This is a genomic window from Maribacter halichondriae (genome assembly GCF_027474825.1).
In the GTDB taxonomy this organism is placed as follows: Bacteria; Bacteroidota; Bacteroidia; order Flavobacteriales; family Flavobacteriaceae; genus Meishania; species Meishania halichondriae.
Map to the genome: position 1 here is coordinate 546,750 of NZ_CP107030.1, position 18,939 is coordinate 565,688.

The window sequence follows — 18,939 nt, forward strand, 5'->3', positions numbered from 1 at the left end:
TCTGCCATAAACCGACACTGTTAAATTTAGTATCTTTCCGTAATCACCGACACCACTTTAAAATCTTCAAATGTATGGGCCACCGAAGCATTGTAATTTCCAGCTTATCTGTTCTTGCCGTTCTCTTTGGATGCAGACAAGAGGCGAAAAACGAAAACCAAATCGAATTGACCGGACTCAACGAACCGGTAGAAATTATCCGTGACGAGGCGGGCATCAACCATATCTATGCCAAAAACCAGCATGATCTATTTTTTGCCCAGGGCTATGCTGCCGCGAAAGACCGTCTTTTTCAGTTTGAAATCTGGCGAAGACAGGCCACCGGAACGGTAGCGGAAATTTTGGGTGAACGTGAACTAAAACGCGATATAGGCACACGGCTCTTTAAATTTCGCGGTGATATGAAGACCGAGATGGAACACTACCATTCTGAAGGTGTAGAAATCCTTACGGCCTATACCGATGGGGTCAATACATATATCGACGAAGTACTGCAAAACCCAGAGCTGCTTCCGGTAACCTTTAAGGCGTTGAACATCCTTCCCCAAAAATGGACTCCCGGAGTCATTATTTCAAGACATCAGGGACTGCTGGGCAATATTACCGAAGAATTGGATTATGGCCGTGCGGTCGCCAAATTGGGCGCCGAAAAAGTGAAGAAATATGCTTGGTTCCATCCCAAAGACCCGAATATTGAGCTAGATCCGGCCATCAATGGCGCACTTTTGTCCGACGACATATTGGAACTATACAATGCCTATCGCAGACCCATAGAATTCCAACCTGAAGATATCCAACCCCAATATCGGTTAGATGGCCAGCAATCGGCAGCGGTTTCTAAGAAAGAAGGTCAAGAAGATTGGGAAAAGGACAAAACCTATGTCGGAAGCAATAATTGGGTCACCTCACCTACACTTTCGGAAAACGGACATGCCTATATGGCCAACGATCCCCATCGTCGATTGGCGATTCCGTCGTTGCGCTATTATGTGCATTTATCCGCCCCAGGCTGGAATGTCATCGGTGGCGGAGAACCGGAAATTCCCGGAATATCCATTGGACATAACGATTTTGGCGCTTGGGGACTGACCGTTTTTGAGACCGACGGTGAAGATTTATATGTGTATGATATCAATCCTGAAAATCCGAACCAATACAAGTACAAGGATGCATGGGTGGATATGAAAATTATCGAAGAAACGATTTCGGTAAAAGACAGGGACAATGTATCCGTAGATCTTCGGTACACACGTCATGGCCCAGTAACCTATGTCGATTCGGTAAACCATAAGGCCTATGCGGTGCGTTGTGCATGGATGGAACCGGGCGGATCGCCATACCTCGCCTCACTTCGGATGGATCAGGCCAAAACTTGGGAAGAGTTCAGGGAAGCTTGTAATTACAGCCATATTCCTGGAGAAAATATGATATGGGCCGACACCGAAGGAAATATCGGATGGCAGGCCGTGGGCATTGCCCCGATACGCAGAAATTATAGTGGTTTGGTGCCCGTACCCGGCGACGGTCGCTATGAATGGGACGGATATTTGCCGATTATCGAAAAACCGCATTCCTATAATCCAACAAAAGGATTTATCGCCACGGCGAACCAAAATGTAACGCCCAATGATTATGCCCATTGGGATGCTATCGGTTTCGGCTGGTCAGACCCCTATCGGGGAAAACGTGTCGATGAAGTGTTGGGTTCGGGCAAAAAGTTGGACATGGAGGATATGAAAAAACTGCAGACCGATTACCTATCCATTCCCGCACGTACTTTGGTACCGATTCTAAATGAAATTATTAAAATCGAGGAAGCTCTAGTTGAAAAAGCTTGGGATCAATTGAATGGCTGGGATTATGGACTGGATAAAAATTCAGTTGCCGCCGGTATTTATGTGGCATGGGAAGAAGAACTTCAAAACAAGTTTTTGCAGTATTTTCCAGATCCAGGTGCTGAGGAATTGGTGGAAAATTTACAAATGGCCCGATTGCTGGAATGGATTCAAAATCCAAATAAAAAAATGGGTTCAAAAACTAAAAGAGATCAATACCTGCTGCGCACTTTTACGAGTGCTATTCAAGGTTTGTCGGAAAAACTCGGAGATGACATTTCAAATTGGAAATATGGCCAAGCGGCCTACAAACATGTACAGATCAAGCATCCGCTGAGCGACGTGGTCAATGCCGAATTACGAACTACATTGAATACGGAACTGAGTCCGCGAGGCGGAAACCAACATACCCCGGGATCGACGGGAAGTGCCGAAAGCCAATTGTATGGGGCAACCTTTAAGATCATCGTTGATGTCAATGATTGGGATGCTACCATTGGCGCAAATCCTCCGGGGCAGTCAGGGCATCCCGAAAGTCCATTTTATAAAAATCTATACAATCAGTGGGTAGCGGACGAATATTTCCCCGTCTATTTTTCGAGGGAAAAAGTAGAATCTGCAAAGCGTGAGCAAATCATTTTGGTACCGTCGGAGTAAAATAACCTGACAACTTTCGTATTACCGTGATATTTTCGTGATACTTCCTTAAAATCAAATACTTACCTTTATCCTTAGGAATCAATACAATCTGGTCGATACTTCCGAAGCCCACTATTATGAAGAAATCAATCCCATTAATTCTCGCATCCCTAATTATTATGGCCTGTAGTCCGGACACTAACCCTGTCGAACAGCTTATAAACCCTGACCCCGTGCTACCCACAGCTGATTTTTCGGCTGATATTACAGCGTTGGAAACCGGGGCAAGCGTCAACTTCGCGGATGATTCGGAACATGCGACCAGCCATGAATGGACTTTTGAAGGCGGAGATCCTGCCATCAGTTTTACGGAGAATGTTCAAGTAACCTATGAAACAGCAGGAACGTATTCGGTAAGCCTAAAAGTGACCAATGACGACGGTACTGACACAGAGACAAAAGTTGATTTTATCACCGTTACCGATGCTCCCGCTCCCCCGTTGCCGAGTTTTCAGGAGATTCCACCACATTAGAAACTGGTGAGAGCATCCAATTTACGGACAGTAGCACCGGTATGCCAACCGCTTGGGCATGGGAATTCGAAGGAGGCGACCCAGCGACCAGTACAGATCAGAACCCTTCCGTGACCTATGCAATGGCAGGTACGTATACGGTAACACTGACCGTCACCAATGACGATGGCTCGGATGAGGAAATAAAAATGGATTATGTTACTGTTACAAATCCGATTCTGGTGCCCGTGTCAGAATTTAGTGCTTCGCAAACCACAATTACAAGTGGCAACGAAATTACCTTTACCGATGAGAGCACCAACGAACCCACTTCTTGGTCTTGGGAGTTTGAAGGAGGAAGTCCTGCTACAAGTACCGAGCAAAATCCGACGATTAGCTATAACAATTTTGGCACCTATGAAGTGACACTTACCGCTACCAATTCAGCAGGAAGTGATGTGGAGACGAAGACCGGTTACATTACAGTCAATATGCAGACCGCGACGTATACGGTTACCTTCAAAGGTAATTGGAGCGCAGCGAACCATCCGACCAATTTCCCCGGTGGCAATCATTTTTCATCGGCCGTAGGTATGGTACACAAACCGGGCGTCACCTTTTTTGAGGAAGGAGAACTTGCCTCTCTTGGAATCAAGGATATGGCGGAACAAGGCCAAAACGGACCCATAAGTACTGAAATCGGCACGTTAGTGAGTAACGGTTCTGCCCTTAGTTATTATAGTGGCGGAGGATTACCGACAGGTCTTGATGAAGTGAGCTTTACCATTACGGTTAACGAAGAATTTTCTTGGGTCACCTTGGTCAGTATGATTGCACCAAGCCCCGACTGGTTCGTAGCCGCAGAAGATGTGAATCTTTTTGATAACGGAACCTTTATTTCAAACCTTACGGTCGATGGAATCTCGTACGATGCGGGTACCGATAGTGGGCCCAACTTCACATCAGGGAATCAAGTAACGAGTCCGGCCGAAAATATCACGTTGATTACTGACGCACCATTGGGTAACGGAACTACTGTAGACCCGACGGTAGCCTTCTTTATATTTACGAAGAATTAAAAAGAACTGATTACTTTAAAGGAACTTCCTATACGTAATCATCGGCGGTTAAAAAAAAGTCTTTTCTCATTGGAGGAAAAAGCGCAGTTCGCCATTGCTGGACTGGTACATATTCTTGCAATCGTCCATTTCTATTGAAATAAAGAGCCTGCCAAATCCGTTCCGGCGAGCTTATGATGTTGGGCAAATTAACCTCTACGGTCTTGGAGTGAAGATTCCGATTCCACATAATAGGAATCGGGTCAATTTTTAGTACCGTGTCATAACGGAAAAATTGATACTTTAGAACAATTGTTTTGAAAGTATGCGATCACCTAGAATATTTCATGTTACCGAATGCCTATGCTCCATGGTGGCACTTTGGTTTTTTATGGCGTGTTCGGATTACGAAACAAAGGTGCCGGAAGGTTTTCAGATACACCCCGATTTTACGTTACAGCTAGCCGCTGCGGAGCCTTTGGTCTTTGACCCTGTTGACCTACAATTCGATGAACACGGGCGCGCCTATGTACTGGAAATGCCGGGCTACCCAATGCGAGATGCACAAAGTCGGTTGATTGAACTGGTCGACAACAACGATGATGGACTTTTCGAGGAGCGCATAGTTCTCGATGACAGTTTGGGCATTGCCTCGGCCTTCTTACCCTATAAGAATGGTTTTTTGGTCGCTTCGCCACCGAACCTCCTTTTCGTCGCCGATACCAATGGCGATGGCAAGGTCGATATGCGAAAAATAGTGATGGAAGGTTTTAGCACCGGAAACCTTCAGCACAATTTTAATGGTCTTACCTATGGCATCGACAATTGGATCTATGCCGCCAACGGAGGTAATTCCGGGGCTCCTTTTTTGAGAGCCAACCCACGGAAGCACTCGAAATGCACGGGGGTGATATCAAGTTCGATATGGAAAACAAAATCTTGAAAAGGGTCGGTGAATCATCAGGTGGATTCAAGATTACCTTTGACGATTGGGGTCGCCTCTTTGAGACCCATAACCTTGAGCATGTGTCTCATCTCGTGTTCGAAGATCGTTACCTTGACGAACTTCCGGTTTCCCCGGCCCATGGTTTGACCAACATTTCGGATCACGACGAGAACGGATTGGCCCGCATCTACCCTATCGGGGAGCAGGAAACCCGTGTCAACCATCCCGAGCAGTCGGGATATTTCTCCGGGGCCTGCGGTATTACGCACTACGGCGGAGGGGCGTTTCCTAAAACCTTTGACAACACCCTTTTAGTAGCTGATTGCGTATTGAACCTCGTACATATGGATTTACTTTCTGCGAATGGCAGTTCGCTCAAAGCTTCACGCGTGCAACAGAAATCCGATTTTTTAGCTTCGACAGATCGTTCCTTTCGCCCGGTCAATATGGCCGTATCGCCCAACGGGGCTTTGTATGTTTTGGATATGCACCGCGAAGTCATCGAACATCCGGAATGGATTCCCGATGAATTGGAAGTCGATATGGATCTCGATGCCGGAAAAGAGAAAGGAAGAATTTATCGTATCGTTCCCAAGGAAGGTTTATCGCCAATTGATTTCGAGTTGACGGTCGATGACCCTAAAAGTTTGGTCAAGGCATTGGGAAGTAAAAATCAATGGACAAGAAACACCGCCCAGCGCCTGATAGTGATTAACAAGATGGTGAATACCGTTGACTTGTTAATAGAGCAAGTCAAAAATACCAAGAATTCGTTGGCGCGTTTGCACGGTCTTTGGGCGCTGCAAGGACTTGGCAAATTAAAAACACCCGAATTGAAAAGAGCATTGCAGGATTCCGTGGCCGAGATTCGTGAAAACGCCATCAAAGTAGCGGAAGAACGATTGAATTCCAATTTGGAACTGGCCGACGAAATTATGATTTTGTTACGAGATTCCAACCCGAGGGTGCGAATGCAGGCCTCCTTGACCATGAGTACATTAAACGAGGAAAACTATTTCGCCAAGAAAGAAAAGTTGGGGTCGATCATGTCGGATGTCATATCAAATGAAGATAATGATATTTGGGCCGTCAGGGCCATAGCAAGTAGTCTACAACGACAGGCTTTCCCTTTTTCACTGCAGGTGTTAAACAACGAAAGGGCGGATTTGAACCGTACAAAAGTTGAAGTATTGTCGCTTTTGTTCGAAAAATTGGGAAAGAACCACAAGGCTAACGAACTTGCCAACTTGACAAAAATCCTGCAGGAAAATCAATTTGCAACCTCGGCAAAATCCAAACTCTTGACGGCCGTGGCCACCGGTTGGCGACAGGGCTCGGGCAGCGAACCGTCAATTGCAGATACGAAAGCGTTGGCCAACGCATTGAACTTAGTCGAATCTGAAAACGATGTTGTTATGATTCGAGCGGCCGGAGCCATTCGCAAGGCAGCCGGACTTCCCGCTTCCACCAAGGTTTCCGGTTTTATGAAGACGGCCCGTACTTTGGTTTTTGACGAGGAGTTGTCGACCGTTGATCGCTTGGACCAATTAAAACTTTTGGCCTTTGACGATTTTGATAACAAAGCAGCCATCTTGTATGGCCTATTGAACAATAAGAAGCCATTGGTGCTTCAAAAAGAAGCACTGGCACAATTGGAGTCCGCTGGCAGCCAACAGGTCGCCAAGCACCTTCTTGAACTTTGGCCCGGTCTTGGGCCTCAGGCTCGAAAAATCGCCGCTGATATTCTTTTGTACAAATCCTACAACCACGATGCCCTTTTGACGGCCATGGAGAACGGTACTGTAAATTTGGGCGAGTTCAATCTAGATTTGGAGCGTAGAAGAACCCTCTTGATGTGGTCGGAAAAGGATATTCAAGAACGTGCCAAAAAACTATTCTCCGATGGCGGTATCGTTCAACGAAAGGAAGCCATCGAAAAAATGCGTCCGGCATTGGCCCTACAAGGTAATATGTCGTCAGGTGCAGTCGTTTTCAAAGCGCAATGCGCAAGTTGCCACCGCTATGGCAGCGAAGGCGAAGAAGTCGGCCCGATGCTCACAGAGGTAAACCGGAAAAGTAAGGAATCGCTTCTGTACGACATTCTAGATCCGAACGCAGCGGTCGATACAAAATATCTCAACCATCAAGTCAAGACCGAGGACGGCGATATCATAACGGGACTTGTCTTTAAGGAAACAGATACTGAGATTGGCCTTAAAATGATGGGCGGCCAAGAGAAAATCATCCCCAAATCCAAGATCGATCAATTTTCATCCTTAGGCGTTTCCATGATGTTCGAGGGCCTTGAAGCAAATATCAACCAACAGGAAATGGCCGATCTTTTGGCCTTTTTACAGCAATCGAACAACAATTTATAATCAATAGGCAATGAGAACTATTTTTATGTGGGTATTGTTGGTCTCTCTTTGGGCTTGTAGGGAAGAGCCAAAGCAGGTCCAAATCGCGCCCGAACCCAAAGAAACAGCTACAGCTGAAAACATAGCACCCATAGATTTAATCGGCAAGACCATTGTGTATGATTACGGCGAGAACGTCTATCATGTGACCATTGATGATGAAATTCGCCTGCATTGGGAGGCAGTGGAAGGATCAGAAGTAGGGGTAAAGGAAACCGAAACCTATAAAATGCATCGAATCACTGCCCAGACTATCTTCATTACCTGGGGCGAAGCCAATGGAATAGGAGTCAGCCAAGTACTCGATTTTAAGAAAGGTATCGTTTACAACCATTTATTACGCGGTCGAGATATAGCGGTCGGTACCGGGGAAATTTTCATTTTAAATAATTGACATTATTTAAGGCTCACTTCCAGCACATAATCGTCGGCCGTAAGAAAAAGTCTTTTCTCATCTGAAGAAAAAGCACAATTCGCCGTGGCTTGACCCGTATGGATCCGTGCAATCGGCTTTCCTGAGGTATCAAAAATAAAAAGTCCGGCCGGGCCTGTCGAAAAAAGATGCCCAGAACTGTGGATTTTCATACCGTCGGGAAGGCCTTGTTGCCCTTCTTGTCCGATTAAATCGGTGGCGTCGTAGAAAATCTTTTTATTCACGGTTTTTCCAGTTTCCATAAGATCATATTGGTACCAGACCGCATGTTCGGGGTCGGAGACAGCGACGTACATCTTTGATTCATCAGGTGACAATGCGATTCCGTTCGGGCGTGTGAGTTTATCGATTAAAATAACTTCACCCGAAGTCAACAGACAATACACTCCTTGAAAATCAAGTTCTTTGTTGGGGTCCTCCATTTGTTTGGGTAGGCCGTATGGAGGATCTGTAAAATATAAATTTCCTAGGGAATCAAATACTCCATCGTTCGGACTATTGAACCGTTTACCCTCAAAGTTGTCTGCAAGGGCAATATATTCCGGTTTTGGATCATCAAGGGAAGTATCCATTTTTGCAACCCTTCTTTCCCCATGTTGCATCAACACCAGTTCCTTTTTTTGTTTAACAACAATCCATTGGATCCGGGTTCGTTTCCATAATCAGATTTACCAAGATATCCGGATGGTTTTAGGTATGTAGATAAATCGCCTTCGGCATCAATCTTAAAAACGGTATTGTTGGGAATGTCGGAGAATAAAAGATAATTTCCATCATCAATGTATACCGGGCCTTCCGTCCATGTAAACCCTTCTCCGATAACTTTAATTTCGGCATTCGGATCGATAAGTTCCAAGGCGGCATCATCAAGAATTTCGATTTCAAATTCTTGTGCCTTGGAACACGCTATCGACATAAGAAGAATGGCCAGATTCAGAATAGCTGCTTTTTTCATGGGACTGTTTTTGTTTTTCGTAAAGTAAGAAAATATTCTTATAACAATGCTTCTGGCAAAGCGAGATATATAATTGGCAATCGCCCCTGTCAGCAGATAAGACAGGTCTAACCTATAAAAAACGGATAAAGGATACAGCTCGATTACATGGGTAAGGTCCGCATCTATATTTTTGAACAAAAAAGCACCGCTTCCGCGGTGCTTTCCTAACCAACCAATAATAAACAACACTTATTTGGGCATCACAACATCTTCGATGATATGGATCACTCCGTTTGAGGCCATAACATCGGTCTTGGCGATTTTACTGTAGTTTCCGTTTTGGTCCATCAAGAAAATTCCTCCATCCTTGCTGACAGCGGTTAACGTAGCACCGTTCAAAGTGGTCAACTCAACTTTTCCATTCCCACTCTCCAAAGCTTTTGCAACATCGGCAGCCGCTAACTTGCCCGACACAACGTGATAGGTCAGTATGGCAGAAAGCTTTTCTTTGTTCTCTGGTTCCAGCAAAGAGTTCAATGCATTTGAGTCAATTTTTGCAAAGCCAGAGTTTACGGGTGCGAAAACCGTAAATGGGCCCTCACCTTTTAGGGCTCCTACAAGGTCGGCCGCCTTCAAAGCGGAGACCAAAGTTGAAAAGTCATCCACTGATACCGCGATATCGACAATATCCTTTGACTGTGACTGGGCCGTAGTTGTTTGTGAAAACATAAACAAGGCTACGGTTGACATAATAAATAATACTTTTTTCATACTTGTGTTTTTAAGATTAAAGTTTAACTAAATGTGCTGCGCACTTTCATTTATAACTACACATTCATTTTGCCCATGGATGAGCTGCAGTCTTTTTTATCATATCTTTAACATTCCATATGACAAATACCCCGTCGGACATAGAATTGATTACCAAGCTTCGTCAAGGTGATAAAGCGGTATTACTTACCCTTTATGACAGATACGCCCGGGCTTTGTATGGCGTTATTTTGAAAATGTGCAAAAAGGAGGATTTGGCCCAAGACCTGCTTCAGGAAACCTTTTTAAAGATTTGGAAAAAAATAGATCAATATGATGCCGATCAGGGAAAATTCTTTACTTGGAGCTATCGCATCGCCAAAAACACGACCCTAAATTCATTGCGAAAGGTTTCACCGCTCATCCAAACGGATGATTTGAGTGTATATGCAAATAGGGATTCGGAAGAAAGTGCTCCGAAAGATTTTTCTCAATTGAACGGGACACTTAAGTTGCTTCAGCCACATCATCAAAGGGCACTTACTTTAGTCTATTTTAACGGATTGACCCATCGGGAAGCACATAAAGAAATGAACGTACCCTTGGGAACGTTCAAATCATATATTAAACAGGCGCTCAAACAGATGCGAGAGCACTACGGAAAAATGGCCTTGTCGATTATAGTATGTATAATATTGTTGGCAAATGGATAGGAAACAAATTTTGGAAGAAGGATTATTGGAACTTTATCTGTTAGGGGAATTGACTCCAGGAGATGAGGCTAAGATTGTCGATGTCCTTAAGTCCGATGCCGACCTGCGGCGTATCTTCGGGGAACTTGAATCCGATTTCGAACATATGGCCCTAGAGAACGGAATGGAACCACCCAGCTCAGTTCGTGAAGCTTTGGAAAAGGAAGTATCATCACCGAAGGTACCGGTCAAGACACTTTCCTTACCTACCGAGGTCAAGGCCAAAGCTCCTTCCAAGATAAGATTTTTGGTTGCCGCCAGTCTTGCCGCACTGTTTGCCTTGAGTTCGCTATGGCTCTATAACAATTGGCAAACGGCCGATAAGAATGTACGCGCTTTGGAAGAGCGTTCGCTTGACATGGAAGAACGCTTGACTACGATTGAAAAGAACTATAACGATACCTCGAACAAACTTCAAAAAATCAACGACCCTAACATTGTGCCCTTACTTCTTGTCGGCAACGAAAAACTTCCTGAGGGAAGGGCAACGGCCTATGTAAACCATACGACCAAAGAAGTCTTTTTAAACACAAAAGGACTTCCGGCCGTGGAAAACGATAAAACCTATCAACTCTGGGCCGATGTGGATGGCGTCATGATCGATATGGGCATCGTACCAACAAATCAAGAACTGATCGCCATGCAATATATCGATAACGCCGAATCGCTAAATATCACTATTGAACCCGCAGGAGGTAGTGATCATCCTACCGTTGAAAATCTTGTTTCGAATGTTTACTTGTGACCATGGCGAAAATATCTCTCTTTCAAATCAACAGGAAGACTTAGTTCTCAAACGGGCTCGCCATACAAATCGAAGTCGGCCGCATCGGTAATCTTGATATTTGTAAATTCCCCTTGTTTTAAATAGTGTTTAGAGGCATCAATAAGCACCTCATTATCTACGTCAGGGGAATCGAATTCTGTACGACCCACAAAATAATTACCTTCTTTTCGGTCGATAACACAACGGAAGGTTTGACCGATTTTTTGCTGGTTCAATTCCCAAGAAATCTGGGACTGTATTTCCATAATCTCGTTGGCACGTTCTTGCTTGATTTCTTCAGGAACGTCATCCTCTAAATTATAAGCGTGGGTATTCTCTTCATGACTGTACGTAAAGCAGCCCAAACGCTCAAAACGCATTTCCTCGACCCATTTTTTAAGTGTCTGAAAATCCTCTTCGGTTTCGCCCGGATATCCCACGATCAAGGTCGTACGAATGGTCATTTCAGGAACCGCAGCTCTAAAGTCTTGTAGTAGTTTTGTGGTCTTTGCCTGCGTAGTTCCACGACGCATACTTTTTAAGATGGCATCTGAAATGTGCTGTAAGGGAATATCCAAATAATTACAAATCTTGGCCTCACGTTTCATAACATCAAGCACATCTAAAGGAAAACCCGTTGGGAAAGCATAATGCAAGCGAATCCATTCAATACCTTCAACTTTTACCAAAGCTTCAAGAAGTTCGGCTAGGTTTCGTTTTTTATAGAGGTCTAATCCATAATAGGTAAGGTCTTGTGCAATTAAAATCAATTCTTTGACGCCCTTCGCAGCCAATTTTTCGGACTCCGTAACTAGGTCTTCAATTTTTTTACTCCGGTGCTTACCCCGCATAATAGGGATTGCACAGAATGAACAGGGACGGTCACAACCTTCGGCAATCTTTAAATAGGCATAATTCTTTGGTGTAGTCGTTAATCGCTCTCCGATTAATTCATGTTTATAATCCGCACCAAGTGCCTTTAATAAATTTGGTAGTTCACTGGTACCGAAATACTCATCGACATTCGGAATTTCTTTCTGTAGATCAGGCTTGTAACGTTCGCTCAAACATCCTGTGACGAAGACTTTGTCCACTTCGCCGGCTTCCTTTTTCTGTACATATTCCAGAATGGTATTGACACTTTCTTCCTTTGCATTCGCAATAAATCCACAGGTATTGATGACCACGACATTGCCTTCCTCTTCGTGAACGACATCTTTATCGTTGGCACGCAACTGCCCCATAAGTACTTCGGAATCGTACACGTTTTTGGAGCAACCAAGAGTTACTACGTTGATCCTGTTCTTTTTAAGTGTTTTTGTACGCATAGCATTTTTCTGGGAGGCAAAAATACAACAAGCCTTTCTAATGACTCTATTTAAACAAGATTTCTTCTTTTTTTACGTTAAACTTTACATCCTTTTTAGAGTCCAATATCAAAACTCATCCTTATGAAAAAGCCATGGATATTCATCGCCCTAATCGTATTCGGATTTTTCTTCAGCTGTTCTTCGGATGACGCTATCGATACTATTCCGCAGGAAGAACAAGAACAGGAAGAAAACGAGACCGGACTTTATTTTCCACCTTTATCCGGCTCAACTTGGGAAACCAGCTCCATTACCGAGTTAGGTTGGAATACCGATGCAGAACAAGAACTTTATGATTTTTTAGAAGATAAAGGCACCAAGGCCTTTCTAATTTTAAAGGATGGAATAATCGCCGTGGAATGGTACGCCGAAGACCATAATCAAGATGCTCCTTGGTACTGGGCATCGGCGGGAAAAACCTTGACCAGTTTCACTACGGGCATCGCTCAGGCAGAAGGTTATTTATCCCTTTCGGATAAGACTTCAGATTATTTAGGCACCGGTTGGACGTCCACACCCTTAGAAAAAGAAAATCTCATTACCGTTTGGCATCAACTAACAATGACCTCGGGCATGGACGATACCGAAGGAGATTGTAAAACCCCAGCATGTCTGACCTACGTTGCCGATGCCGGAACACGTTGGTCGTATCATAATGCGCCTTACACGCTACTGCAAGATGTGGTCTCGAATGCGACCCAAGTGGATTTTGAAGCCTATTTTAACGAAAAACTTAAAACAAAAATCGGTATGACCGGGCAATGGCTTTCCACCAATGGCGACAATAATGTCTACTGGAGTACCGCACGCAGCATGGCTCGTTTCGGACTTTTAGCCCTAAATGAAGGTGTATGGGATGAAGAAGCTATTCTCGGCGATGCCGATTTTATCAACGGCATGAAAACCACTTCTCAAGAATTGAACCAATCGTACGGTTACCTATGGTGGCTTAACGGAAAGGAAAGTGCTATGTTACCTAATACTCAAATTGTGTTCGAAACCGAATTAATGCCCGCAGCACCCGACGACCTATTTGCAGGACTTGGCAAAAACGACCAAAAACTGTATGTCGTGCCCAGTCAAAATCTGGTTGTAGTTCGTATGGGGGAAGATACCGGTGAAGCCGCAGCAGGCCCTTCAGGATTCGACAACCAACTTTGGGAACAACTAAATGCTATAATCGACTAATCATAATCTTTCGGCATCACTCTAGCTTTTGTAGCCTTCTCAAAAGCAGCACCCATTCTGAGCAGCTCGGCCTCTGAAAACTGTTTTCCGACAAAGGTCAAACTTATGGGCTCTCCCGATTCTTTATATCCCATTGGTACAGTTAGTACCGGATATTTAGCAACCGCGGCATAACCAGCATGATAGTTATTTATGGATAGTACTGCATCTAGATTATGGTCATCCATAACTGTATTAAAGAAAGCTCGTCCGTTTTTTTCTAGGGTGGATTTGATTTTTTCCAATCCTTCCGCAGAAGTGCTATCTGCCAGTATTCCATCAAACCGCACTTGGCCGTACGGAATCCTAAGCAAGGAATCTTCAAGATTAAAGGCAACTGCATCGGCTACCGATGAAATTTTAACAGCATTCTTATCTTTTACTTGCGTTCTTATGTATTCAGGAAGGTCATTACGCATATCAATATTTAAAATGCTGAGAAAACCATCCATTTTAACTTCGGGAGGCGTAAATTCGATAATTTCCGCTCCCAAGCTTCTCATTTTTTCAATATTCGCTTTGTAGACGGAGTCACTTTCTAGTAACGATTTCATCGCTCCCAAACGCAGATTTTCAAATGGAGTAGGATGCAACCCTGCAGAAATAATTCCAGGAAAATGTTCTTCAATAGATTTTGAATCCAAGGTATCCTTCCCAGTCATGGCGTCTAATAGAATGGCATTGTCAACAACGTTTCGAGTCATTGGTCCTGGTGTATCCAAAGTACTTGAAATAGGAACGATTCCGGTTCTGCTCAAAAGACCGATAGTTGGTTTTAAACCCACTACCGAGTTTTGACCGCTTGGCGAAAGAATCGAACCTGAAGTTTCCGTTCCCACGGCAGCTACCGCATAATTGGCTGCCATGGAAGTACCGCTACCCGCACTTGAGCCACCGGTATCAAAAACACGACGTCCATAGGGATTTAAGGTCTGTCCCCCAACCGCACTTTGACCATTGGGACAATCGCACAAAAAATTCGCCCATTCGCTTAAGTTCACTTTACCAAGAATCAAGGCTCCGTTTTCTTTTAACTTTTTTACAATAAAAGCATCCTCAACTTCATTGCTTATCAAGGCAATAGCTCCGGCGGTAGTTTTCATACCTGAAGTATTGATGTTATCTTTTAATAAAATGGGCATTCCGTAAATGGGGTGGCGTACTTCAGGGGCAGTTCCTTTGGCGACCATTTCATCTAATTTCTGAGCTTGATCTACTACATTTTCGTTCAAAGCGATGATGGTATTTAGGGTAGTAGTGTTGTTCAGTTCATATTTGTAAATGCGATATAGGTAGAACAATACCAAGTTTTCGTAATTAAGTTTGCCTTCTTCAAGATGTTTGCGAAGGGTCAGCATGTTTTGTTCTAGAATCAAAGGTTTCAACGATTTATACTGCTCCTCGGGCATTTTTGAAACCTCCGTATACAAGGGCCTGAAAACATCATTTTTGTCCAATACCGGGGACTGGATACGCTTGTAGCGCATACGTTCTTTTTCGTGGTCTGCATTGACCGCCACTTCGGCGGAATCATTGTACGGTTCCCAAAGAACGATTTCGGCTTTGTCGGTTTGATTTTTTTCTTGACAGGAACATATAAACACAGTTACCAGTACCAAAAAAATCTTTTCATCTTCATTTTAGTTTGGTTTTCCACAGGATTATATTTTTTTGGTTCATGCGTACAAATTCGTCTTTTTCTTCTTTCTCAGCAAGTGCTAAGGATTTTTCGGCAGATTGTATGGCGGACTCATAATCTCCCAAAGTGGCTTCCACCTGCGATTTGACGCGATGAAAATAATAGGTGTCACCACCAAGTTCTATAGCTTTGTCAAGATAGCCCAAAGCAATTTCATAGTCATTGCCTTGCTCTTGTAAATAGCGTGCGGCTTCGTAATAGGTCTGTGCCGTCGGATTTTCCTCTAGTTGAAGTTCGATTTCCCGTCGCATTTTGCTATCGGTATCGACTTGAATGGGAATACTGATTTTCGTGTTCACCCATTGCCAAACCATGTTTATGGAGTTATGGGTTATCGAATTAAAGAAAATCAAAAAATTTTCTTGAAAGTCTTCAGAAGTTTCGGGTTTGACCTTAATTCGAAAAGCATCTTCTTCGGGATTGTATGCAGCACGCCCATCGCCCCAATGCGAAGTGTTTTTATGAAAAACGATTTCCCATTCCTCTTCTTCAGGAAAGGCATATAAGGCATAAGTGCCTTTGGGCAATACATTGCCTAAAATTTTCAATTCGTCAGTACAGCTAAATTTTGTGGATTCGTTAGCCCCGACCCTCCAAATTCGGCCATAGGGAACAAGTTCGCCAAAAACAGTTCGGCCACGGGTTGCCGGTCGGGAATATTCAATCATAATTCTTGAAAGTCCGACTTCTTGCTCCACTTTCGCAAACGAACTTGCTTTGGGGTGGGTTATTTGGGAGAAGGCAAATACTCCAAGAAATAAAAAAAGAAAGGTGATTTGTTTTTTCATAGGATGCCGACCAAATTACGTGGAAGGAAAAAAAATAAATATTAATTAGCTTTAGGGGACTGGACTAGGACTTTTCATAGGACATGTTGTTAGGTACTGGACTTTCCCCGCCAGTAAATTATTATTAAGCCCAAAATTATGAAAGGAATGCTTAAAATCTGACCCATATTCAAAGCCATCGAATCTTCAAATCCGACTTGGTTTTCTTTGAAGAATTCGACGACGAATCGTGCAGTAAAAAGTAAAATCAACAGTGTTCCGATTAAAATTCCGTTTTTGTTTTCTACTTTTTTCAATCTATAAATCAATACCAAAACCCCAAAAATCAGAAAATAGGAAAGAGCCTCATAAATTTGTGTAGGATGTCTTGGAATTAGGTCGTCTCTCTCGAAGACAAATCCCCAATTTCCGTTAGTAGGTTTTCCATAAATCTCGGAATTCATTAAGTTTCCAATGCGTATGAATGTTGCAGTAACAGCCCCTCCGATTGCAACTCTGTCAAGCACCCATAAAAAATTGGTGTTGGTTTTTCTTGAGTAAAGAACTATTCCAATTATTGCTCCAAATACTCCACCGTGGCTTGCAAGTCCTTGAAATCCTATAAATTCGAACGATTCCCCGACTTTTTTAATAGGTAGGATTATTTCAAGTGGATTGTGAAGGTAATATTGAGGTTCATAGAAAAAACAATGTCCAAGTCTCATGCCTAAAAATGCTCCGATTAGAATGTACATAGCCAACTGGTCAAGATGTTCCACGGGGATTTTTTCTTTTTGATAAATCTTCTTTACTATAAAGTAGCCTAAACCAATTCCCAAGACCCAAAAAAGGCTGTAGTATCTTATTGGAAACGTGTCCAGAATCGTGAAAATTTCTGGGTCAACGTTCCAATATATAATTCCGTCTTTCATTTCTATTTGGTTGAGCTTGCTATAGTACTGAGCTTGTGGGTAACTTGTTTATATACGCATGTTCTATACTCTTATCCCACTGTTGAGGTCGGCTATGTGCAGGTTTTCTTTTTAATTACATCTTAAAAAAAGAATCAACAAACTCAAATTTGTTAAAGACCTGTAGGTCTTCAATGCCCTCGCCCACCCCGATATACTTTACGGGTATCTGAAATTGGTCGGAGATACCAATGACGACTCCGCCTTTGGCGGTTCCATCGAGTTTTGTGACCGCAAGCGAAGTAACTTCAGTAGCTTTAGTAAACTGTTTGGCCTGTTCAAAGGCATTCTGTCCGGTTGAGCCATCGAGTACCAATAAGACTTCATGCGGCGTGTCATCGACTACTTTTTGCATGACCCGTTTTACTTTGGTCAATTCGTTCATCAGATTTACTTTGTTATGCAAACGACCTGCCGTATCGATAATAACGACATCGGCATTTTGGGAAACCGCCGAACTTAACGTATCGAAAGCTACCGATGCAGGGTCGCTTCCCATTTTTTGCTTCACAAGGGGTACACCGACCCGGTCGGCCCAAACCTGTAATTGATCAATCGCAGCGGCCCGAAAGGTATCGGCAGCGCCAAGCACCACGTTTAGCCCTTGGTTTTTGAATTGATGTGCCAATTTTCCGATAGTAGTGGTTTTTCCGACTCCGTTTACGCCGACCACCATAATGACATAGGGTCTTTTATCGGCAGGCACTATGAATTCCGTTTCACTGCCAGAGTTTGTTTCCGAGAGCAGTCCGGCGATTTCTTCACGAAGGATTCCATTCAGCTCGTCCGTGCCCATATATTTATCCTTGGCGACCCGAGCTTCGATACGCTCAATGATCTTAAGCGTGGTATCGACACCAACATCAGAAGTGACCAACACTTCCTCAAGATTATCGAGCACATCGTCATCGACCTTTGACTTTCCGGCGACGGCCTTACTTAATTTGGAAAAGAATGTCGTTTTGGTCTTTTCGAGACCTTTATCAAGTGTTTCCTTTTTCTTTGAGGAAAATATGTTCTTGAATAAACTCATTTGTTCTACTAGGTTAGGTAACCAAAGATAAGGAATGGTGGGTAAAACCTTTTAATAGATAACGCTTTTCTGTTCGACCAACCTCGCGTATGAACACCCCCCTTAGCCCCCCTCAAGGGGGGAATAATTTCGAATGAAAAAAGCTCCTTTCAGTAGAAAGGAGCTTTAATATTTTTGAAAAGAGTAAAATTACTTCTTTGCCATCCATTCGTTCACCATTTCTGGTGGCATGACCGATTCTACAAAGACATAAGCACCTGATTTAGGAGACTTTACCATCTTAATGGCCTTTGTCAATCGTTTTGAACTTGTCTGTAAACTTGCTACCGTCTTCTTTGCCATGATATATTATTTTATCTCTTTATGGACTGTCATTCGTTTCAAGATCGGATTGAATTTTTTTATCTCCATCCGTTCTGGGGTGTTCTTTTTGTTCTTGGTCGTAATATACCGAGAAGTTCCGGGCTTGCCAGAGTCTTTGTGCTCCGTGCACTCCAATATTACCTGAATTCTATTGCCTTTCTTTGCCATCGTTACTTAATTTTCAGACTATTTGTTCAATAATCCTTGTGCCTTTGCCTCTTTTAAGACTGCGGAAATACCTCTTTTGTTGATGATCTTCAACGCCTTTGCGGAAACTTTCAAGGTTACCCAACGGTCTTCCTCAGGAATATAGAAACGTTTCTTGGAAAGATTAACGTTAAATCTTCTTTTCGTCTTGTTGATGGAAAACGAAACGTTGTTTCCGAACATCGCCCTTTTTCCCGTAATCTCACAAACTTTTGACATAGCGCCGATTTTTTAACAGGATGCAAATTTATATCATT

Annotated in this window: 20 protein-coding genes; 9 read left to right on the top strand and 11 right to left on the bottom strand. The window is 43.4% G+C overall.

The window, feature by feature from the left end; translation table 11 throughout:
- Window positions 1-74 precede the first annotated feature (74 nt).
- The 6 genes from N8A86_RS02485 (at window position 75) to N8A86_RS02510 (ending at window position 7,801) form a co-directional block, all read left to right on the top strand.
- Window positions 75-2,492 (top strand): penicillin acylase family protein, encoded by a 2,418-nt coding sequence (locus N8A86_RS02485; protein ID WP_273567635.1) that lies wholly within the window; start codon window positions 75-77, stop codon window positions 2,490-2,492.
- 119 nt (window positions 2,493-2,611) lie between these two features.
- Window positions 2,612-3,007: a PKD domain-containing protein gene (locus N8A86_RS02490; protein ID WP_273567636.1), complete on the top strand. Its 396-nt coding sequence runs from the start codon at window positions 2,612-2,614 to the stop codon at window positions 3,005-3,007.
- Window positions 3,008-3,021: 14 nt separating this feature from the next.
- Window positions 3,022-4,065: a PKD domain-containing protein gene (locus N8A86_RS02495; protein WP_273569007.1), complete on the top strand. Its 1,044-nt coding sequence runs from the start codon at window positions 3,022-3,024 to the stop codon at window positions 4,063-4,065.
- Between the two features lie 304 nt (window positions 4,066-4,369).
- Window positions 4,370-4,987, top strand: a complete 618-nt coding sequence (locus tag N8A86_RS02500; RefSeq protein ID WP_273567637.1) for a DUF7133 domain-containing protein — start codon at window positions 4,370-4,372, stop codon at window positions 4,985-4,987.
- Complete coding sequence (locus N8A86_RS02505; protein ID WP_273567638.1) at window positions 4,969-7,368, top strand: DUF7133 domain-containing protein; 2,400 nt, start codon at window positions 4,969-4,971, stop codon at window positions 7,366-7,368. Before N8A86_RS02500 ends, N8A86_RS02505 begins: the two co-directional genes overlap by 19 nt.
- A 10-nt stretch (window positions 7,369-7,378) precedes the next feature.
- The gene (locus tag N8A86_RS02510) at window positions 7,379-7,801 is read left to right on the top strand and encodes a MoaF-related domain-containing protein (RefSeq protein ID WP_273567639.1); all 423 of its coding nucleotides are present in this window, start codon (window positions 7,379-7,381) and stop codon (window positions 7,799-7,801) included.
- Window positions 7,802-7,803: 2 nt separating this feature from the next.
- Here the strand turns inward: N8A86_RS02510 and N8A86_RS02515 are convergent, their stop codons facing one another.
- The 3 genes from N8A86_RS02515 to N8A86_RS02525 all read right to left on the bottom strand — a co-directional run bounded on the left by N8A86_RS02515 (window position 7,804) and on the right by N8A86_RS02525 (window position 9,548).
- On the bottom strand, window positions 7,804-8,442 hold the full coding sequence (locus tag N8A86_RS02515; protein WP_273567640.1) for an SMP-30/gluconolactonase/LRE family protein: 639 nt from the start codon (window positions 8,440-8,442) through the stop codon (window positions 7,804-7,806).
- Entirely contained in the window at window positions 8,442-8,795 is a 354-nt protein-coding gene (locus tag N8A86_RS02520) for an SMP-30/gluconolactonase/LRE family protein (protein ID WP_273567641.1), read from the bottom strand. The genes N8A86_RS02515 and N8A86_RS02520 overlap by 1 nt, the downstream gene beginning before the upstream one ends.
- A 231-nt stretch (window positions 8,796-9,026) precedes the next feature.
- Window positions 9,027-9,548, bottom strand: a complete 522-nt coding sequence (locus tag N8A86_RS02525; protein WP_273567642.1) for a fasciclin domain-containing protein — start codon at window positions 9,546-9,548, stop codon at window positions 9,027-9,029.
- Between the two features lie 119 nt (window positions 9,549-9,667).
- On the opposite strand from N8A86_RS02525, the gene N8A86_RS02530 reads away from it, so the two are divergent.
- Both N8A86_RS02530 and N8A86_RS02535 read left to right on the top strand, forming a co-directional pair.
- A complete protein-coding gene (locus N8A86_RS02530) occupies window positions 9,668-10,240 on the top strand; it encodes an RNA polymerase sigma factor (RefSeq protein ID WP_273567643.1) in 573 nt (190 codons plus the stop codon).
- A complete protein-coding gene (locus tag N8A86_RS02535; protein WP_273567644.1) occupies window positions 10,233-11,024 on the top strand; it encodes an anti-sigma factor in 792 nt (263 codons plus the stop codon). The genes N8A86_RS02530 and N8A86_RS02535 overlap by 8 nt, the downstream gene beginning before the upstream one ends.
- Window positions 11,025-11,071: 47 nt before the next feature.
- Here N8A86_RS02535 and rimO read toward each other — a convergent pair whose 3' ends face one another.
- Window positions 11,072-12,373 carry a 30S ribosomal protein S12 methylthiotransferase RimO gene (gene rimO / locus N8A86_RS02540; protein WP_273567645.1) on the bottom strand — a complete coding sequence of 434 codons (1,302 nt, stop codon included), beginning with the start codon at window positions 12,371-12,373 and terminating at the stop codon, window positions 11,072-11,074.
- A 123-nt stretch (window positions 12,374-12,496) separates the two neighbouring features.
- Between rimO and N8A86_RS02545 the strand changes: the two genes are divergently transcribed.
- Window positions 12,497-13,603, top strand: a complete 1,107-nt coding sequence (locus N8A86_RS02545; protein ID WP_273567646.1) for a serine hydrolase domain-containing protein — start codon at window positions 12,497-12,499, stop codon at window positions 13,601-13,603.
- Here N8A86_RS02545 and N8A86_RS02550 read toward each other — a convergent pair.
- The 7 genes from N8A86_RS02550 to rpmB all read right to left on the bottom strand — a co-directional run bounded on the left by N8A86_RS02550 (window position 13,600) and on the right by rpmB (window position 18,901).
- Complete coding sequence (locus tag N8A86_RS02550; RefSeq protein WP_430682193.1) at window positions 13,600-15,255, bottom strand: amidase family protein; 1,656 nt, start codon at window positions 15,253-15,255, stop codon at window positions 13,600-13,602. The genes N8A86_RS02545 and N8A86_RS02550 overlap by 4 nt on opposite strands.
- A gap of 22 nt (window positions 15,256-15,277) precedes the next feature.
- A complete protein-coding gene (locus N8A86_RS02555) occupies window positions 15,278-16,129 on the bottom strand; it encodes a DUF2911 domain-containing protein (RefSeq protein ID WP_273567648.1) in 852 nt (283 codons plus the stop codon).
- An 89-nt stretch (window positions 16,130-16,218) separates the two neighbouring features.
- On the bottom strand, window positions 16,219-17,040 hold the full coding sequence (gene lgt, locus N8A86_RS02560; RefSeq protein WP_273567649.1) for a prolipoprotein diacylglyceryl transferase: 822 nt from the start codon (window positions 17,038-17,040) through the stop codon (window positions 16,219-16,221).
- 115 nt (window positions 17,041-17,155) lie between these two features.
- Window positions 17,156-18,112 (bottom strand): signal recognition particle-docking protein FtsY, encoded by a 957-nt coding sequence (ftsY, locus tag N8A86_RS02565; RefSeq protein ID WP_273567650.1) that lies wholly within the window; start codon window positions 18,110-18,112, stop codon window positions 17,156-17,158.
- A 189-nt stretch (window positions 18,113-18,301) separates the two neighbouring features.
- Window positions 18,302-18,454 carry a DUF4295 domain-containing protein gene (locus N8A86_RS02570; RefSeq protein ID WP_273567651.1) on the bottom strand — a complete coding sequence of 51 codons (153 nt, stop codon included), beginning with the start codon at window positions 18,452-18,454 and terminating at the stop codon, window positions 18,302-18,304.
- A gap of 6 nt (window positions 18,455-18,460) precedes the next feature.
- Window positions 18,461-18,643, bottom strand: a complete 183-nt coding sequence (gene rpmG / locus N8A86_RS02575) for a 50S ribosomal protein L33 (RefSeq protein WP_100871363.1) — start codon at window positions 18,641-18,643, stop codon at window positions 18,461-18,463.
- Between the two features lie 18 nt (window positions 18,644-18,661).
- Entirely contained in the window at window positions 18,662-18,901 is a 240-nt protein-coding gene (gene rpmB, locus N8A86_RS02580) for a 50S ribosomal protein L28 (protein ID WP_273567652.1), read from the bottom strand.
- Window positions 18,902-18,939 lie beyond the last annotated feature (38 nt).

Coding starts and splice junctions, on each gene's coding strand:
- N8A86_RS02485 (WP_273567635.1), top strand. CDS start 75: ATGGGCCACCGAAGCATTGTAATTTCCAGCTTATCTGTTCTTGCCGTT.
- N8A86_RS02490 (WP_273567636.1), top strand. CDS start 2,612: ATGAAGAAATCAATCCCATTAATTCTCGCATCCCTAATTATTATGGCC.
- N8A86_RS02500 (WP_273567637.1), top strand. CDS start 4,370: ATGCGATCACCTAGAATATTTCATGTTACCGAATGCCTATGCTCCATG.
- N8A86_RS02505 (WP_273567638.1), top strand. CDS start 4,969: ATGGAAAACAAAATCTTGAAAAGGGTCGGTGAATCATCAGGTGGATTC.
- N8A86_RS02510 (WP_273567639.1), top strand. CDS start 7,379: ATGAGAACTATTTTTATGTGGGTATTGTTGGTCTCTCTTTGGGCTTGT.
- N8A86_RS02515 (WP_273567640.1), bottom strand. CDS start 8,442: ATGCAACATGGGGAAAGAAGGGTTGCAAAAATGGATACTTCCCTTGAT.
- N8A86_RS02520 (WP_273567641.1), bottom strand. CDS start 8,795: ATGAAAAAAGCAGCTATTCTGAATCTGGCCATTCTTCTTATGTCGATA.
- N8A86_RS02525 (WP_273567642.1), bottom strand. CDS start 9,548: ATGAAAAAAGTATTATTTATTATGTCAACCGTAGCCTTGTTTATGTTT.
- N8A86_RS02530 (WP_273567643.1), top strand. CDS start 9,668: ATGACAAATACCCCGTCGGACATAGAATTGATTACCAAGCTTCGTCAA.
- N8A86_RS02535 (WP_273567644.1), top strand. CDS start 10,233: ATGGATAGGAAACAAATTTTGGAAGAAGGATTATTGGAACTTTATCTG.
- rimO (WP_273567645.1), bottom strand. CDS start 12,373: ATGCGTACAAAAACACTTAAAAAGAACAGGATCAACGTAGTAACTCTT.
- N8A86_RS02545 (WP_273567646.1), top strand. CDS start 12,497: ATGAAAAAGCCATGGATATTCATCGCCCTAATCGTATTCGGATTTTTC.
- N8A86_RS02555 (WP_273567648.1), bottom strand. CDS start 16,129: ATGAAAAAACAAATCACCTTTCTTTTTTTATTTCTTGGAGTATTTGCC.
- lgt (WP_273567649.1), bottom strand. CDS start 17,040: ATGAAAGACGGAATTATATATTGGAACGTTGACCCAGAAATTTTCACG.
- ftsY (WP_273567650.1), bottom strand. CDS start 18,112: ATGAGTTTATTCAAGAACATATTTTCCTCAAAGAAAAAGGAAACACTT.
- N8A86_RS02570 (WP_273567651.1), bottom strand. CDS start 18,454: ATGGCAAAGAAGACGGTAGCAAGTTTACAGACAAGTTCAAAACGATTG.
- rpmG (WP_100871363.1), bottom strand. CDS start 18,643: ATGGCAAAGAAAGGCAATAGAATTCAGGTAATATTGGAGTGCACGGAG.
- rpmB (WP_273567652.1), bottom strand. CDS start 18,901: ATGTCAAAAGTTTGTGAGATTACGGGAAAAAGGGCGATGTTCGGAAAC.